Origin of the sequence: Candidatus Planktophila sp., assembly GCF_044348745.1 — a bacterium.
Taxonomy (GTDB): domain Bacteria; phylum Actinomycetota; class Actinomycetes; order Nanopelagicales; family Nanopelagicaceae; genus Planktophila.
In genome coordinates this window covers 18,762-35,530 of the sequence record NZ_JBIKSG010000004.1, presented here as the reverse complement: position 1 = coordinate 35,530, position 16,769 = coordinate 18,762, and the positions used below count along the sequence as shown (strand labels likewise).

Annotated in this window: 15 protein-coding genes, 1 tRNA gene and 1 pseudogene; 6 read left to right on the top strand and 11 right to left on the bottom strand. The window is 46.3% G+C overall.

Features of this window, described 5'->3' with window-relative positions; all coding sequences use genetic code 11:
* Window positions 1–20 precede the first annotated feature (20 nt).
* The 4 genes and pseudogenes from tatA to AC9UH7_RS01555 all read right to left on the bottom strand — a co-directional run.
* A pseudogene (gene tatA, locus AC9UH7_RS01570) lies at window positions 21–182 on the bottom strand (Sec-independent protein translocase subunit TatA); the annotation flags it as partial.
* A 67-nt stretch (window positions 183–249) separates the two neighbouring features.
* Window positions 250–1,167, bottom strand: a complete 918-nt coding sequence (locus tag AC9UH7_RS01565) for a WYL domain-containing transcriptional regulator (RefSeq protein WP_509594164.1) — start codon at window positions 1,165–1,167, stop codon at window positions 250–252.
* A complete protein-coding gene (locus tag AC9UH7_RS01560; RefSeq protein WP_509594161.1) occupies window positions 1,160–1,969 on the bottom strand; it encodes a helix-turn-helix transcriptional regulator in 810 nt (269 codons plus the stop codon). Before AC9UH7_RS01560 ends, AC9UH7_RS01565 begins: the two co-directional genes overlap by 8 nt.
* A gap of 112 nt (window positions 1,970–2,081) precedes the next feature.
* A complete protein-coding gene (locus tag AC9UH7_RS01555; protein WP_509594159.1) occupies window positions 2,082–2,933 on the bottom strand; it encodes a tRNA (adenine-N1)-methyltransferase in 852 nt (283 codons plus the stop codon).
* Between the two features lie 51 nt (window positions 2,934–2,984).
* Between AC9UH7_RS01555 and AC9UH7_RS01550 the strand changes: the two genes are divergently transcribed.
* Entirely contained in the window at window positions 2,985–3,749 is a 765-nt protein-coding gene (locus AC9UH7_RS01550; RefSeq protein WP_509594157.1) for a RecB family exonuclease, read from the top strand.
* Here AC9UH7_RS01550 and AC9UH7_RS01545 read toward each other — a convergent pair.
* Window positions 3,746–4,417, bottom strand: coding sequence for an HAD family hydrolase (locus AC9UH7_RS01545; protein ID WP_509594154.1), 672 nt, complete (start codon window positions 4,415–4,417; stop codon window positions 3,746–3,748). The two genes, AC9UH7_RS01550 and AC9UH7_RS01545, sit on opposite strands and share 4 nt — an antisense overlap.
* An 8-nt stretch (window positions 4,418–4,425) precedes the next feature.
* Window positions 4,426–7,926 (bottom strand): methionine synthase, encoded by a 3,501-nt coding sequence (gene metH / locus AC9UH7_RS01540; RefSeq protein WP_509594151.1) that lies wholly within the window; start codon window positions 7,924–7,926, stop codon window positions 4,426–4,428.
* A gap of 29 nt (window positions 7,927–7,955) precedes the next feature.
* On the opposite strand from metH, the gene AC9UH7_RS01535 reads away from it, so the two are divergent.
* Window positions 7,956–8,819 carry a PAC2 family protein gene (locus tag AC9UH7_RS01535; protein ID WP_509594148.1) on the top strand — a complete coding sequence of 288 codons (864 nt, stop codon included), beginning with the start codon at window positions 7,956–7,958 and terminating at the stop codon, window positions 8,817–8,819.
* Here the strand turns inward: AC9UH7_RS01535 and mshC are convergent.
* The 4 genes from mshC to AC9UH7_RS01515 are packed head-to-tail and all read right to left on the bottom strand — an operon-like array spanning window position 8,816 to window position 11,955.
* Entirely contained in the window at window positions 8,816–10,057 is a 1,242-nt protein-coding gene (gene mshC, locus AC9UH7_RS01530) for a cysteine--1-D-myo-inosityl 2-amino-2-deoxy-alpha-D-glucopyranoside ligase (RefSeq protein ID WP_509594145.1), read from the bottom strand. The two genes, AC9UH7_RS01535 and mshC, sit on opposite strands and share 4 nt — an antisense overlap.
* Before the next feature lie 20 nt (window positions 10,058–10,077).
* The gene (locus tag AC9UH7_RS01525; RefSeq protein ID WP_509594143.1) at window positions 10,078–10,788 is read right to left on the bottom strand and encodes an Rv2133c family protein; all 711 of its coding nucleotides are present in this window, start codon (window positions 10,786–10,788) and stop codon (window positions 10,078–10,080) included.
* Window positions 10,772–11,281, bottom strand: coding sequence for an Rv2134c family protein (locus tag AC9UH7_RS01520; RefSeq protein WP_509594140.1), 510 nt, complete (start codon window positions 11,279–11,281; stop codon window positions 10,772–10,774). The genes AC9UH7_RS01525 and AC9UH7_RS01520 overlap by 17 nt, the downstream gene beginning before the upstream one ends.
* Window positions 11,278–11,955 (bottom strand): Rv2135c family putative phosphatase, encoded by a 678-nt coding sequence (locus AC9UH7_RS01515; protein ID WP_509594137.1) that lies wholly within the window; start codon window positions 11,953–11,955, stop codon window positions 11,278–11,280. The genes AC9UH7_RS01520 and AC9UH7_RS01515 overlap by 4 nt, the downstream gene beginning before the upstream one ends.
* Before the next feature lie 51 nt (window positions 11,956–12,006).
* Here AC9UH7_RS01515 and AC9UH7_RS01510 point away from each other — a divergent pair, with 51 nt between their 5' ends.
* Window positions 12,007–12,951 (top strand): aldo/keto reductase, encoded by a 945-nt coding sequence (locus AC9UH7_RS01510; RefSeq protein ID WP_509594134.1) that lies wholly within the window; start codon window positions 12,007–12,009, stop codon window positions 12,949–12,951.
* Here AC9UH7_RS01510 and AC9UH7_RS01505 read toward each other — a convergent pair.
* Window positions 12,948–14,261, bottom strand: coding sequence for a M20/M25/M40 family metallo-hydrolase (locus tag AC9UH7_RS01505; RefSeq protein WP_509594131.1), 1,314 nt, complete (start codon window positions 14,259–14,261; stop codon window positions 12,948–12,950). The two genes, AC9UH7_RS01510 and AC9UH7_RS01505, sit on opposite strands and share 4 nt — an antisense overlap.
* A gap of 43 nt (window positions 14,262–14,304) precedes the next feature.
* On the opposite strand from AC9UH7_RS01505, the gene AC9UH7_RS01500 reads away from it, so the two are divergent.
* The 3 genes from AC9UH7_RS01500 (at window position 14,305) to AC9UH7_RS01490 (ending at window position 16,767) form a co-directional block, all read left to right on the top strand.
* A tRNA-Leu gene (locus AC9UH7_RS01500) sits at window positions 14,305–14,388 on the top strand.
* 1 nt (window position 14,389) lies between these two features.
* The gene (locus AC9UH7_RS01495) at window positions 14,390–14,917 is read left to right on the top strand and encodes an adenine phosphoribosyltransferase (protein ID WP_509594128.1); all 528 of its coding nucleotides are present in this window, start codon (window positions 14,390–14,392) and stop codon (window positions 14,915–14,917) included.
* 2 nt (window positions 14,918–14,919) lie between these two features.
* Window positions 14,920–16,767 (top strand): acyltransferase family protein, encoded by a 1,848-nt coding sequence (locus AC9UH7_RS01490; RefSeq protein WP_509594125.1) that lies wholly within the window; start codon window positions 14,920–14,922, stop codon window positions 16,765–16,767.
* Window positions 16,768–16,769: the final 2 nt, after the last annotated feature.

Below are 16,769 nucleotides of genomic sequence, written 5' to 3'. Positions count from 1 at the left end.
TACTTCTCTGTTTTGTCGGTTTCTTCTATCGCGCCATCATCTGACTTCATTTCCTTCATTTCACTCTTGAAGATCCGCATTGAGCGACCGAGAGAACGAGCAGAGTCAGGCAAACGCTTAGCACCAAATAGTATGAGGACAACAATTAGAAGAATAACGATCTCTCTTGGACCTAAGTTCATAGTACCTACTCCTTGGCTAATGATTGCTCCAAGGCTACACCAGAGCCTCGGACGTGAAAAGTGAGAATTACGCCTGTTTGTAACGATTGAGCATCAGTTGAGCCTTTTTTGAGATTTCGGAACGAGTCTGTGAAGGCGTGGTTAGCGTTACTGCACCAGCTGATGCCATAACCGAACGTTCTATCCACTGAGGAGAATAGGAGGAAAGTTCAACAGTTGTCCCAACTGGGTGATGAGCGATACCGAAGCGCTCTGTGACATCTCTTGAAGGAACCTTGATGGTAAACGCATATTTGATCTTCTCGACACTTTGGTTCGGATTTTCTACATAAGTGGACACCTCTGTCGGCGTAGCACTTTTGATCCGATCAATTCTGAACTCTCTATTGTCAAGGGCTGTGAAGCAATATGCACGCAGGTACTGGTGTCCCTCAGATTCATACATGTCTGTGGGTTTTACTGTTCTTTCGCTGACTTCATCCTTGTAGATCGAGTGATACTGAATGAGCACACCAGAGCCAGACTCAATAGCCTGCGCAATGGTAGTCACGGTACTTCCAGAAGTTGAAGCAACAACAGATAACTTAACTGGAACCCCGAGTTTTGCTGTCAATCGATCGCGTAAGGATTCAACGTCTGTTGATAAATCTTGTCGATCAATGGGCAGTGCAGAAGCAATTAAATCCAATCCCAGTAAAAGCGCCACGCCCTCTTGAAAAGTAATTCGGCGCGGTTTAGACAAAGTTTCGGCATTTGCAATTGTGACAAAGCCAGATTCGAAATTAAGATTCATCAACTCAAGATGGGTATAACCAGGTAAACCACACATCCACAAAGTAGATAAATCGGCACTCATCTGTTTTGTAGTGACTTCGAAGTGCTGGGCTAGTTCCTTCAAAGAAATACCTTGATGGTTATGGAGAAATGGAACCAGATCCAATAAACGTGCGGTCCGAAGAAGTGGCGCAGAAAGTTCTCTACTCATGACCCACCACCAGCGCTTCTAACCCAGCTATGACGCTTTCAACTAGTTCAGATGGTTCATGGACAAATACATCTTCACCATGCCAAAGAATCTGCGCAGTTATCGACTCAATGGTGAAGATCGGGACTTTGATCTGGTCCCACTCCCCTAAATCTTTGATAGATGTCGCTAGTGAACGTAGGGCCTGACCCTTACCTTTTCTTATGTCCATGATTGCAATATTTGCAGTATGTGTGGCAAGCGGCTGATCTAATTCAAAATCCGCTGGATACTCAAAGGCATCCTTATTCTCTTTCACTTCCATAGAGCCTTGAATACGATCCATTCTAAATGTGCGCACTTCCTGTAGCTCTTGATCTACCCCAGTTACATACCAAAAACCAGATCGATTTGATAAAGCGATAGGAATAACTAATCGCTCTTGTGCAACTAAAGACGTCGACAGGTAATCAAAGGTGAGAAAGTCCGAGTCTGCAATAGCCGTTGTGACAAGCTCTAGATCCTTTGAACTGTTTGCAAGTTTAGGTGACAATCCTGGAATTTCAATCGGATCTGCAGGAACGCCCATGGCGCTTAGTTTCAAGATCGCACTCTGAGCCGCATCTGCAAGTGCCGCACCTTGCCACGCATTTGCTGCAAGGGATAGAAGGGAGATCTCAGTCGGTGTGATGTCGCCTAAATCAAGTTCATAACTTTCCGACTTAATCCGATACCCAGTCTCATCGGCAAATAATGGATCAAAGGAACCCACTTCAATAACGATTCCTAACGTTCTTAGATCATCTTTATCGCGTTCGAACATTCTTTCTTTAGTTTCAGGAGAACCTTCATACCCTTCGACAGTCCTAAAAATTTCAGATTTGGTGAGATATCTCTTGGTAGCTAGCAGGGCGATTGTAAGATTGACTAATCTTTCAGTCTTCCGAGACACCGTAAGCACCTTTCGCAGGACGTCGACGACGTGCAAGAACTTCAACACCCGGTGCCATACGACGGCTTTGAATCAAAAACCCCGTGTGTCCAATCATCCGTTGTTGAGGACGAACAGCCAAACCTTCATGATGCCAACCGCGAACCAAAGTTTCAGAACTTTCGGGTTCTGTGAATCGACCATCTTCTTTCAACGCCTCTGCCGTCGCAGAGAGCTGCGTGGTAGTCGCCACATACGCCAAGAAGACTCCACCTGGTCGTAGCGCTCTTGCGGAAATATCAATACATTCCCATGGCGCTAACATGTCGAGAATTACTCGATCGTATTCGGAATCAAAGTTTTGATCTTGAAGATCACCGACTACCAAACTCCAATTTTCAGGAGCGCTCTCAAAGTATGCATCCACATTTGATCGTGCGTTATCAGCAAAGTCTTGTCGACGTTCCACTGAGTGAACTTTTCCGGTGGGACCAGCGGCACGCAAAAGGGAAATTGTTAAAGCACCGCTTCCAACCCCTGCCTCTAAAACTCGCGCTCCTGGGAAAATATCGGCAACCCCAACGATCATTGCGGCATCTTTTGGATAAACAATCGTTGCACCGCGAGGCATCGTTAATACATAGTCAGCAAGCAGCGGCTTAAATGCCGTGAATTTTAATCCGGCCGTTGTGCTCACGACTGATCCCTCAGGCATACCGATCAGGTCATCATGAGTAATCCAGCCTTTGTGGGTGTGCCACTCTTTTCCAGGCGTAATCGTGAAGCTATAAAGTTTGCCCTTCGGATCGGTCAATTGAATGCGATCGCCGGCTCCGAAATACCCAAGATTAGACACGGGAGCATCTTAGGCGAAATTAACGCGGCAAGTACGAGTATCTTCAGCCAGGTGAGTAATGAACAGTCGTTGCGTCTATCGCCAAGTGCGGTCAGTGAGTACGAGAACTGCCCCCAGCAATACAAGTACCGCAAAATTGATAAGTTGCCAGAACCGCCTTCATTAGATGCCGAACGTGGAACCTTGGTTCACACAGTTCTGCAGGACCTTTTTGAAATCCCAGCTGCAGGGCGGACGGTGGAGTCAGCCGTAGAACTTCTGCCTTCGCGCTGGAGCGCTCAACTGGCAGACAAACCCGTACTTCTCGAGATGGTTACAAATGAAAAAGAATGGCTAGATCGCGCAGCTGCCTTGCTGAAAACCTACTTCACTTTGGAAAACCCCACTACCTTTGAAGCAACTCACCGCGAAATGCACTTAGAGAATGATTTCGATACAAATGTATATCTACATGGATATGTTGACCGTTTAGATGTTGCCCCAACTGGAGAGGTGAGGATTGTCGATTACAAGACTGGTAAAGCCCCTCGTCCTGGCTGGGAGGAAAAAGCACTCTTCCAATTGCGCGTTTACGCACTCCTATATTGGAAGAACAACGGAGTACTCCCCCGTCTATTGCAATTGATCTACCTAGGAGATGGAAAAATTGTCAAAAGTAATCCCACCACTGCTCAATTAGAGTCCACCGAGAAAGTACTACATCGAGTCGCTAAAGACATTTCCATTTCCATCGAAAAAGAATATTGGCCAGCAAAACCATCACGATTATGTGATTGGTGCTATTTCAAAAGCATTTGCCCAGCTCACAACGACTAAATTTGAATCGAGAAATCTTCTTTTAATTGCTCGAGTTTTCCAAACGAAAGTTGTTCTAGAGATCTTATGACCCTAACTTTCTCTGATTCTTCGATTGAAACTAGATGAGGAACACCGATCAAATAGGCGCTGCTAGATATCGCCGCATTCATACCAGTCAGTGAATCTTCAAAAACAAGACAATTTGAAATATCCGCATCGCATACCTGGGCGGCCTTTATATAACACTCTGGATTGGGTTTAGTGTGAGTCACATCATCTGAGCTAATCGAAAACGGAAACAAATCGCAACCTAAGTTGTCTAGAACGGCGTCGACAATGTTTCGTGGACTGGCAGAAACTAAAGCCGTTTTAACTCCGTGATTCTGCAACTCTTTTAGAAGCGCTATAGCCCCTGGCATCGTAGGCGTGTTGCCCCGCATCCTTGCTACCTGGGTGTCTATGAGAGTTTGTGTGAAATATTCCGGTGATTGCTGCTGCCCGCATTTATCAAACATGTACTTACCAACTCTTGAAAGTGGGCCACCGAGGCATGCAATCTGATCTTCGGGTAGCCAGGTGTAACCAAATGGTGCGGTAACTTCTATCTCAGACAACAACCACTCTGGTTCCGAATCAACTAAAAGTCCATCCATGTCGAAAAAGACAGCCTCGAAAAAACTATTCATTCCATTCATCAATTTGCGTTGAAATATTTTGCCTCTGGGTGATGAACGATGATCGCAGAAGTTGATTGCTCTGGATGAAGCTGGAACTCTTCTGAAAGCTCAACACCTATTCGACCTGGGTCCAATAACTCGCACAATTGCACTTGTTGTTCTAGATCAGGACATGCTGGGTATCCAAAGGAGTAGCGAGAGCCGCGATATCCCTGATCCAAAATACCTTGCAGATCAGAAGAATCCTCAGCCTTAACCTGCAACTCTTCTCTCATACGCGCATGCCAGTGTTCAGCTAGTGCCTCTGTAAGTTGAACCGAGAGACCATGTAGTTCTAGGTATTCACGGTAATTGTTCTCAGCAAATAGCTTTGCTGCCGCCTCGCTCACCGTTGATCCCATGGTCACAACATGGAATGCGACCACATCAGTTTTTCCTGAATCTTTGGACGCAAAGAAATCACTTATGCATAGTCGTCGGTCTCGAGTTTGGCGAGGAAAAGTAAATCTAATTCTTTCTTTGCCCTTTTCTTCGCCTTCGTGATGCAAAATCACCAAGTCATTACCTTCGCTGTAGCAAGGAAAATACCCATAGACAACCGCGGCATTTAACCAACCCTGGGACTGAACCTGATTGATGAGTGCGCGAAGACGTGGGCGACCTTCGGTTTCCACCATAGTTTCATACTCGCCGCGATTTCCCTTAAGCCCCCATTGGCCTACAAAGAGTGCGCGTTCATCAAGCATTCCTGCGTAATCAGATAACTGAATTCCCTTGATGACGCGTGATCCAAAAAACGGTGGTGTTGGAATTGAGTTATCAGAGGCAACGTCGCTACGTCTGGTATCAACAGGAACTTCTTCTGCTTTGATCCGAGTATTTGCAACACGTCTTTCACGTAGTGGAGGCAGTGATGCTCCCTCTTCGCCTCGTTTGACCGCCATGATTGAATCCATCAAGCGCAAGCCTTCAAAGGCATCTCGTGCGTAACGAACTTCACCCGGAAACATTGAAGCTAGATCTTGCTCTACATAGGCTCGAGTCAAAGCGGCGCCACCAAGCACAATTGGCCATCGCTGATCTAATCCTCGAGCAGTTAACTCTTCCAAGTTTTCTTTCATGATCACCGTTGACTTAACAAGCAGCCCACTCATCCCAATCGCATCGGCATTGCTCTCTGTTGCGCCATCGATGATCTGGTTAATTGTTTGTTTAATTCCAATATTCACAACCCGATAGCCATTATTAGTCAAGATAATGTCAACGAGGTTCTTCCCAATATCGTGAACATCTCCACGCACTGTGGCAAGGAGCATGGTTCCGCGGCCCTCATCTCCGGTCTTCTCCATGAACGGCTCCAACAAGGCAACTGCTGTTTTCATTACTTCCGCGCTTTGCAAAACAAAGGGAAGTTGCATTTCACCCTTACCAAAGAGTTCTCCAACAACCTTCATGCCTTCTAATAGATGGGAGTTAATGATCTCAAGGGGTGGAGTTCCTTGCTCCATCGCAGCTTTGAGGTCGTCTTCAAGACCTACTTTTTCGCCATCGATAATTCGACGTTGTAAACGATCAAATAAAGGTAAAGCAGCTAGAGCTTCGGCTCTGGCGTTCTTACTTGTTGCAAGCTCTACCCCATCAAATAGCTGAAGGAACTCTTGCAAAGGATCATATGTACATTCCTCGCCATCGAATGTTCTGCGATCGTAAACCAGATCTAAGGCAACCTGCTTTTGTCGCTCTTCTATGCGGGCCATAGGAGTGATCTTGGATGGGTGCACAATTGCTGAATCAAGGCCAGCTTGAACACACTCATGTAAGAACACTGAATTCAGGACCACTCGTGCTGCCGGATTTAAACCGAATGAAACATTGCTAACACCTAGAGTTGTTTGCACCTCAGGAAATTCAATTTTAAGACGTTTGATTGCCTCGATAGTTTCAATTCCATCTTTGCGTGTTTCCTCTTGACCCGTTGCGATTGGGAAGGTTAGGCAATCAATCAAAATGTCACCGATATTCATTCCCCAGTTGTCATGGAGATCATTTATCAAGCGTCTGGCTACTCGTAGTTTCCATTCAGCATCTCGAGCTTGCCCCTCTTCATCAATGGTCAGAGCGACAACGCTTGCTCCATGCTCTTTCACCAAAGGCATAATCTTTGCGAATCTAGATGTTGGACCATCGCCATCTTCATAGTTGACAGAATTAATCACACATCGACCACCAAGGTGTTCAAGGCCCGCCTTCAACACCGCTGGCTCAGTGGAATCCAAAACAATAGGCAAGGTGCTTGCCGTTGCAAAGCGTGAGGCAATTTGACTCATATCTGCGGCGCCATCACGCCCAACATAATCAACAGAAAGATCCAACATATGCGCACCGTCTCGAATTTGATCGCGCGCGATTTCAACGCACTTTTCCCAATCCTCAGCTAATAGAGCATCCCTAAATGCGCGAGAACCATTTGCATTGGTTCGCTCACCGATCGCAAGGTATGTCTGATCTTGTCTGAACGGAACGTACTGATACAGCGATGAAGCTCCTGGTTCCAATGCAGGAGAACGCTTTGTAAACTCTCTCTTATCCATCTTTTCGACCACAGATGCCAAATGAGCTGGAGTCGTCCCGCAACAACCACCCACCAGTGAAATACCGTAATCGGTTACAAAACCATCTAGCGCAGTTGCTAACTCTGCTGGCGAGAGCGGGTATGTAGCACCGTTTGGACCTAGTTGTGGTAGCCCAGCATTTGGCATCACCGATATTGCAACCTTTGCATTCTTGCTGAGATATCTCAGGTGCTCGGACATTTCGGCAGGACCTGTCGCACAATTCAAACCGATAATGTCTATTCCCATAGGTTCGAGTGCATTGAGTGCAGCTCCGATTTCAGAACCCATCAACATTGTGCCTGTAGTTTCAACTGTGACTTGTGCGATGAGCACAATGTCATGCGTGGCTTCATTAATCGCTTGACGAGATCCGTTAACCGCCGCTTTAACTTGCAATAAATCCTGAGAAGTTTCAACGAGCAATGCATCACAACCAGAGTCAGCTAAACCTTTTGCTGCGGTGTAGTAGGCGGTTTTCAAGTTTTCATACGTGGTGTGGCCAAGGCTTGGTAACTTGGTACCAGGTCCCATTGATCCTAAAACAAAGCGTGGTTTTTCTGGTGTAGAAAAGGCATCCGCTGCTTCGCGAGCGATCTTTCCACCTGAGTAGGCAAGCTCATATATCCGGTCTTCGATCCCATAATCTGCCAGATTGGACCAGTTAGCACCGAATGTGTTTGTTTCAATCGCATCCACTCCGGCAGCAAGGTATTCGTTGTGAACAGATCGAACTATGTCGGGGCGACTGACGTTAAGCACCTCATTGCAGCCCTCGTGATTTTCAAAGTCTGCAAGGGAAGGATTTGCTGCCTGAAGCATTGTGCCCATTGCCCCATCGGCGATCACTACCCGCTCAGACAGAGTGCGCCGCAACAATCCTGGTGGTTTATTCGGCGTGTTCATCTGGTGAAGGTTACCGTAAGGTTGCCGTCGTGGAGATTCATAACATACCGCTACTGCGCGACCCAGTAATGATTGTGGCTTTCGCGGGCTGGAACGATGCCGCAGAAGGCGCATCAGGTGCCATAGAGCACTTGTTGTCCGCTTGGAGTGAGAAAGACGATGATGTTGTCCCACAATTGATTGCCGATGTAGAGGCTGAAGATTTTTATGACTTTCAAGTTAGCCGCCCTCAGGTATCAATTGATGAATCATCGATCAGAAGTATTACGTGGCCAGGGACTCAAGTTTTTGGCTTAGCAATCCCATCGATGGCGCGAGATCTAGTTATTGTTACTGGCGTTGAACCATCAATGCGGTGGAAAAGATTTACCGCAGATCTACTAGATCTTGCAGATGACTTAGAAATATCTCTTGTGATAACTCTTGGCTCCTTACTCGCCGACTCTCCACACACTCGCCCAATAACAGTGACGGGCACAGGCTCTCATCCCAATGTTGCCGACCGGCTTGGCGTATCGGTTTCTAAGTATGAAGGACCAACCGGAATTCTAGGAATTATTCAAGACGGATGCACGCGCCGAGGTATAGATGCAATTTCTCTATGGGCTGCAGTTCCCCATTATGCATCCAACTCTCCATCGCCTAAAGCATCCCTCGCTTTGATTAACTCTCTAGAAGACTTTCTAGATGTCTCTATTCCATTAGGGACATTACAGAGCGAATCAGATGAATGGGAAAAGATGGTGGATGAGTTAGCCGCACAAGACTCTGATGTCGCTGACTATGTGAAAGCGTTGGAAGCAAGCAAAGACGCAGCTGAACTGCCTGATGTTTCTGGGGATGTAATAGCTAAAGAATTCGAGCGTTACTTACGCAGACAAAATGAGAACTAAAACTGAATACCTAGCAAAGCATCTAACGTTTTAGCTAAAGACATAGCGTCTCCCCCAGTGTCTCCAGCTTTGGTTTGGTCCATCCATGTATTCAAGGCTGCGATAACAGACTCTGTGTCTAAATCATCAGCCAGGTAACCAATGATGTTGGTGATCAATTCTTCTGTTGGCGCGATCTGTACTCGACTGAGGCAATCGCGCAACGTCACTATTTCAATTTCAGCTTCTTTGAAGAGTTCATCACTCCACATTCGATCTGTTCGATAGTGGTTTTTCATAAGCGTCCAGCGAATAGCCATCGGATCGCGGCCTGCTCCAATCAATTTCGAAACAAAAACTAAATTGCCCTTACTCTTGCTCATTTTTTCGCCATCTAAACCAATCATTCCTGCATGAACGTAGGTTGCTGATAGTGGTTTACCAGAAAGTACTTGAGCCTGAGCTGCGCACATTTCATGATGAGGAAAAATTAAATCCGAACCGCCACCTTGAATATCGATCAGAGTCACATCGTCATCAGACGGCTTAAGATATTTGATGGCTATAGCGGTGCACTCGATGTGCCATCCGGGTCGGCCAATACCAAAAGGTGATGGCCATCCAGGTTCGTTCGGTCGTTGTGTCATCCATACGAGACAATCAAGCGGGTTGGATTTGCCTGCTCGCTTGGGATCTCCTCCTCGTTCAGAAAATATCTGAAGCATTTGATCGTCAGAGAGATGAGAGCGTTCCCCAAATTCAGAATCAGAATGTACTTTGAAATACAGATCCTGATCAACGCTATAGATACTGTCCTTGCTTTTGAGCTTTTCAATTGCACTTGTCACCAAGGGAATCGCATCGACTGCACCGATGTAATGTGCTGGTGGAATTACTCGTAGATGAGTCATGTCACTACGGAAAAGATCAATTTGTTGATGGGCTAAAACATTCCAATCAACACCATCTCGCTTTGCTCTTTCCAACAACGGATCGTCAATGTCGGTAATGTTTTGAACGTAACGCACCTCAGAGCCACAAGCCCGTAGGTAACGGTTGATTAAATCAAACGTTAGATAGGTAGCAGCGTGACCCAAGTGCGTTGCATCGTAGGGAGTTATGCCGCAGACATACATGCGGTACATGTCCTTCTTCTTGAGAGCTGTTATTTCTCCCGTTGAAGAGTTTGTGAGTGATAAAACCGGAAAAGTAAAAGCGGAATCTAATTGTGGAACTTCAACATCACTCCAAGATTTCATAGCTGTATCGTAATCATTAATTAAAAAGCCGGCCATGGAACGGCGGGCCAGTCGGGATTAGGTGCAGGAAAAGTTCCTGAGGCTAATAGATTTGAAACACGTTTACACGTGCTTTCTATTTCGAGTTTGGTTAACAAGGGAATCAGCAAATCTCCTAACTCGCCTTTGAGTAAGGTGTCAGCTTTCCTAAGGAGTTCTATCTCATCACGATTAAATGGTTCATTGGCCCATTGCCACAGAACCGTGCGCAACTTGTCATCAGCATGAAATGTAACGCCATGATCACACCCGTAAACCTCTTTCTCATTTACGGGCAATAAGTGGCCAATCTTGCGATCTGTGTTGTTGATGATCGCATCAAACAGAGTCATAGAACGTAACCTTGGATGATCTGTAGCGAAGAACTTTGCTAAATCAATTCCTTCGTCGATCTCGATCCATTCCTGAACCATTCCAAAACCATATGGACCATCGCGAAGAATTGTTAGTGGAACCAAATCAAAGCCAAGATAGGTGCTCACCAAATACGCGGCATACTCACGATGGGCTAAACATCCATCGGAAAAATCCCAGAGTGGTCGCTCGCCAGCAATCGGTTTATAGATGCAAACTACTTCTTGAGTATTTAGAGTCGAGGTTGCATACAAAGTCGCATTTGATGCATCAACTAGACGGCCAGTTACTCGAAGATCACCAGAGGTTAGTGCTTGTAATTTATCGTCGGTAACCATTGGCCCTCGGACATAAGTGGCCTCGTGGATCTATCGGAATTCCACAGAATGGGCAAGGTAAACGACCTGCATTTACAACTGCCTTTGAGCGCGAGGAAAAGGAGGAGGCCATACCCAAAGTGATGTTGATTTCTAGAACTTCACCTTCAGAGTCCTCTTCATCATCTTCCAACTCAAATAACTCGACGCAAATTAACTTAGTTTCTTCATTCCACGACAAGGACATTGCACCAATTTCAAACTCTGAATCGATTGGTGATTCCAAGGGTGAATCATCTAAGGGCAACTTATCGACAGTGATCAATGGGTTTGCTTTACGAACCTCAGAAACCATGTTCTCCATACGTGCTGCAATGGCTTGAACTTGCGCTTTCTCCACGGCTACTGAAAACAGTCGCGATGAAGAACGTACTTGGAGATAAAAGGCGCGCTCCCCTGGCTGCCCAACGGTGCCTGCAACGAAGCGCTCGGGCCTTGTGAACTCATTCCTCATTTACCTGAACCGCCACCCAATAAGTTCTTCTTTCGGCTGGGCGCTTTAAGTAGATCGGTAACAACGGATCGTGAATCGTTAAGAAGTAAAACTCGTGGCTTAATAGCTGAATAGTCAAGAATTGAAATGGAGGCGGGATCAATAACTATTCTCTGAAACTCATCCAGGTGGACACCAAGTGCTGAAGCGCAAATTGCCTTAATGACATCACCATGACTGACGATTACAGCCGTCCCCTTGGATTTAGAAGCAACAGCTTCATGGACAGAGCTCATCGCTCGAGATTGCATCTGTGCGATTCCTTCACCACTAGGAAAATACATACGGCTCGGTGACTCTTGCACAGTAGACCACAGTTTGTTTCTTGATAAGACAGAAAGCTTTTTTCCACTCCAACTCCCGTAATCGACCTCAGTCACATTCGGATCTATTGTCGGAACAAATTTTGGATTGTTGGGCAGAACTACTGAATTAATCCACGGTGAAATTGTCTCGAAACATCGCTCCATCGGGCTAATGCGCAAAGTTGACACTGGAAAGAGGCCTAGACGAAGGGCCAAGTTTTCCGACTGTTCAATTCCTTTGTCGGACAGGTGCACGTTAGGTAAACGTCCTGAAAGTATTCCAGCAGCGTTAGCTTCTGAATGTGCATGTCTGATCAAAACCAATCGCATAAATCCAAGGTTATCGCAGGTTTTCGGTGTTGCCCTTGCTAAGGTCGCCCCATGGAAAAGCGCAGAGCGGGAACAAGTGGGCTAAATCTGTCCCGTTTAGGTCTTGGAACTATGACTTGGGGGCGCGACACCGATGAAATCGAGGCCGCTGATCAATGTCGTGCCTTTCTTGATGCGGGTGGCAATTTCATCGACACCGCCGCAACATACGGCGATGGCGATAGTGAGCGAGTAATTGGTGGCCTGATCGGAACTCTGTTTAGTCGAGATGAAGTAACTATTGCAACTAAAGCTGGAATTGGTTTTACAGATGGCATTCGAAGGATCGATGCGTCAAGACATTCACTTATTGCCGAACTCGATCGTTCGCTGGCGCGACTTGGTAGTGATTTTGTAGATATTTGGCAGATCCAAGCGTGGGATGACACAACTCCGTTAGATGACACTTTGTCTGCACTTGATTATGCCTACTCCTCAGGTCGCGCGCGCTATGTCGGTATTAGCAATTATTCCGGTTGGCAGGTCGCGCGCGCAGCCACTAAGCAGCAATCCAATTCTATGAAAGCACCGTTGACCACTGTTCAGCATGAGTATTCACTTCTTAATCGAGAAGTTGAAATAGAAGTTTTAGATGCTGCGCAAGAATGTGGAATGGGTTTTCTTGCCTGGGCTCCGTTAGCGCGAGGCGTTTTAACTGGTAAGTATCGAAAAGGAATTCCAAGTGATTCTCGTGGAGCAGCTCCACACTTTGCAAAGCACATCGAGCCGTACTTGGATAACCGATCCACTCGAATAGTTGAAGCTGTTGCAGTGGCTGCTGAAGGTTTAGGTTACTCACCTTTGGAAGTAGCACTTGCGTGGGTCAGGGACGCACCAGGTGTTACCTCATCCTTGATTGGTGCCAGAACCGGCGCTCAGTTACGCGGCGTACTAAAGAGCGAAGAGATCGCATTGCCAGAGATTGTCCGCAACGCTCTCAATGATGTGAGCGCTTAGGAGTTTTCTAGAAATTCCTTTAGGACGCGAACTCCGAAGGTGAGACCTTCTACGGGTACTCGTTCATCAACGCCGTGGAACATCGCCATAAAGTTAAAGTCAGCATCGAGTTTTAATGGAGAAAATCCATATCCAATAATGCCGAGATCAGCTAAGGCTTTGTTATCTGTTCCACCACTCATAACATAGGGAACTGGAATCGCCACTGAATCTTCTTTAACTAGAGCGTTGCACATTGCTTCAACGAGGTCACCTTCAAAAGGAACTTCAAGTGCTTTATCTCGAGTAATGGTCTCAACGGTAACGTGCTCGCCGATCAATGATTTGATAGTTTCATTGAGTTCATCTTCAAATCCTGGAATAAATCGTCCATCCACCACAGCACTTGCCGAACCTGGAATTACGTTTGCCTTATATCCAGCCTCTAACATAGTTGGGTTAGCCGTGTTTTGCAGAGTTGCACCAATCATGGTTGCAGCAAAGCCGATCTCATTCAAGAGAGGACGAAGGTCTTCTTCGTTGTATGGTTTATTTGTTTCATCAGCAATGCGCTTAAAAAATGCCTTAACTGTTTTGCTATAACGCTGTGGCCATGTATATGCGCCGATTTTCGCGACAGCCTCAGCTAAGCGAGTCACAGCGTTTTCTTCATTCATCATGGAACCATGGCCCGCACGACCTTCAGCCGTTAAGCGCATCCAATGAATACCCTTTTCCGCGGTTTCGATGAGATACAAACGCTTGGCACCTGCAACAGTTACTGAAAAGCCACCAACTTCTGAAACGGCTTCGGTACAACCTTCAAAAACGTCTGGGTGATTTTTCACCATGTAGTGGGACCCAAAATTGCTTCCGGCCTCTTCATCGGCAAAGAAAGCTAAAACGATGTCGCGCTCTGGAACATAACCGGTACGAGCCCACTCGCGAACGGTTGCAATAATCATTGCATCCATATTCTTCATATCAACTGCTCCGCGACCCCAGATAAATCCATCCTTGATTTCTCCCGAGAATGGATCAACAGACCAATCGTCAGCATTGGCTGGAACCACATCTAAGTGACCATGCACAACCAAACCAGGTCGGCTTGGATTTGATCCCTTGATACGAGCAATTACATTGCATCGACCAGGTGCTGATTCATAAGTTTTCGATTCAATGCCGACATCGCTGAGTAAAGAAACTACGTGCGCGGCGACAGCTTTCTCATCACCTTTGCCTTCACCGAAATTAACGCTAGGAATCCTGATCAGCTCTTGGCAAATACGGATGGCTTCTAATTCTAGTTGTGAGTGTGTCTCTGTGGTCATTTCGCTATTCTCTCACCCAATTGCTATTCTTTCCGAGCACTTAGTCCGGGTGGCGGAATTGGCAGACGCGCTAGCTTGAGGTGTTAGTTCCCGCAAGGGATTAGGGGTTCAAGTCCCCTCTCGGACACATGAAAATCGACGACGCTTTGTCGCTCATCCGTGAAATTCCTGACCACCCAAAACCTGGTATTCGATTTCAAGACATCACTCCACTTTTAGCAAACGGCGAAGCATTCATCGCTGTGACAGAGAACTTCGCAGGTTACGCGGACTCAACAACGCTAGTCGCTGGGATTGAAGCTCGTGGTTTCATCTTTGCATCTGCCGTTGCTAACCAACTTCGAAGTGGATTCATTCCGATCAGAAAAGCTGGAAAACTTCCATATAACACTATTTCAGAAGACTACGGTCTTGAATATGGATCCGGAACCTTGGAAGTTCATATTGATGCCGTAGCAAAAGGCGCAAAAGTTCTTCTAATAGATGACGTACTTGCAACCGGCGGTACTATTGCTGCTGCGATTGAACTGCTGCATCGACTTGGCGCAGAAGTTGTCCACGTTCTGGCACTTCTTGAGATTGACGGTTTACAGGGACGATCGATTCTAAATGCGAAGTATCCAAATATTCCTGTCACATCCTTGGTGGTTTCTTAAAGGTGCGAATTCTTCAGATTCAAGGATTACGAGCTCTAGCTGCGATCCTTGTAACCATATTCCATGCAAAATTAGTTCCTGGCGGATTCATCGGAGTTGACATCTTCTATGTTATCTCCGGCTATTTGATCACTGGTTTGATATTGCGCGAGATCGAAAACACTGGCACCTTGAACTTGCGAGTTTTCTACCAACGCCGAATAAAGCGTCTGCTACCAACTTCTGTATTTGTCCTGTTTATTACGGCCATTGTAGGAATGTTTGTACTCCCCCCAATAACTAGAGACGCATTAGGCCGTGATTTGTTCGCCGCCGCAACTTATGTCTCAAATTATCTCTTTGCTTGGTGGCAAAACGATTATCAGAATTTAGATGCGACGCCTTCCCCATTTATTCACTACTGGTCTTTAGCTGTCGAAGAACAGTTCTACGTGATCTGGCCTATTTTCATCCTCATTCTGTCCAAGTATGGAAAACGTGCGGTCTTCTACGGAGTCTCCATAACAACCGCTTTGTCATTGATGTTGTCTATTTACCAAACACAGAGTTCACCCATCTGGGCTTTCTACTCTCTGCCAACAAGAGCTTGGGAATTGGGCTTTGGTGCACTACTACTTTTTACTCCGAAGGGAATATGGAAAAGTAAATTCTTACCGTGGATCGGATTCATCGGAATTGCGGTTGCATCACTTAATTTCGATGAGACCACTGCTTTCCCTGGCTTTAACGCCATGCTTCCTGTTGCTTCGACGGCGATTCTTATCGGTTCAATTGCAGTGTGGCCAAGATTCTTTAACGATCTAAGCAATAACAGAATCTCGCAATGGCTGGGAGCGATTTCCTATCCTTTGTATTTATGGCACTGGCCCGCCTTGGTTCTCCCTAGCAGCGCCTTAGGCAGGCCACTGCGCATTAGAGAGAGCATCGTCTGCATCGCATTAACAATAGTTTTAGCCCACTTCACCAGTAAATACATTGAACAACCAATTCGACACAAAGAGGTCGCGGGTAGAACGATCTATTTATTCTTTGCAGGCACCACCATTATCTCCCTAGTGGCGGGCTTACTGATCGCCTCAACCGCCTCTTCTACGATAAATATTGCTGGCACAAACCTAAAATTTGACTTAGCTAAAGTTGTTCAACACCCAGCCGTCTACAACGATGGTTGTCATGTGAACTATGGTGAAACCGAATCTGGTGATTGCACGTACGGAGATCGTGATTCGAAAACCACGATAGTTCTCTATGGTGATTCACATGCGGCACAGTGGTTTCCGGCCCTAGAAGAGTTAGCTCGTGACCGTGGATTTGCACTAGTTTCTCTCACTAAATCAGCGTGTCCGGCGGTCCAAGCTCCGCGCGATGACAAAGGTGCTTTCCAGAACTCTGATTGCAACCAATGGCGGGAGAATTCACTCGCTCGTATTAAGAAATTACAACCTGCGGCAGTCATCACCAGTAGTTTTCAATACTACGCTCCAGCTCGAGGCTCTTCAGATCGCGAAACCTGGTGGCGGGAGGGGCAAATTCCTTTACTTAAAGCTCTTGAAGGAACATCTGAGCATTTAATCTACATCAGTGACACACCCCGACCTTCCAGAGATATTCCGAACTGTTTAGCTTCACGGGACATAACTACCTGCAACACGACGAAGGAAACTCCTGTTCAAGTCATTAAGGGTTTTGAAGTAATTGATCCCACGCCTTGGTTATGTGCCAAGCTCTGCTTAGCTATTCAAGATGACTATGTCGTCTATCGTGATGGATCCCATATTTCCGTGGCGGCAGCATTAGCGTTGAAACAACAATTAGAGGCTGCTTTGCTATCAAAGGGGCTATTTTCTTAGAG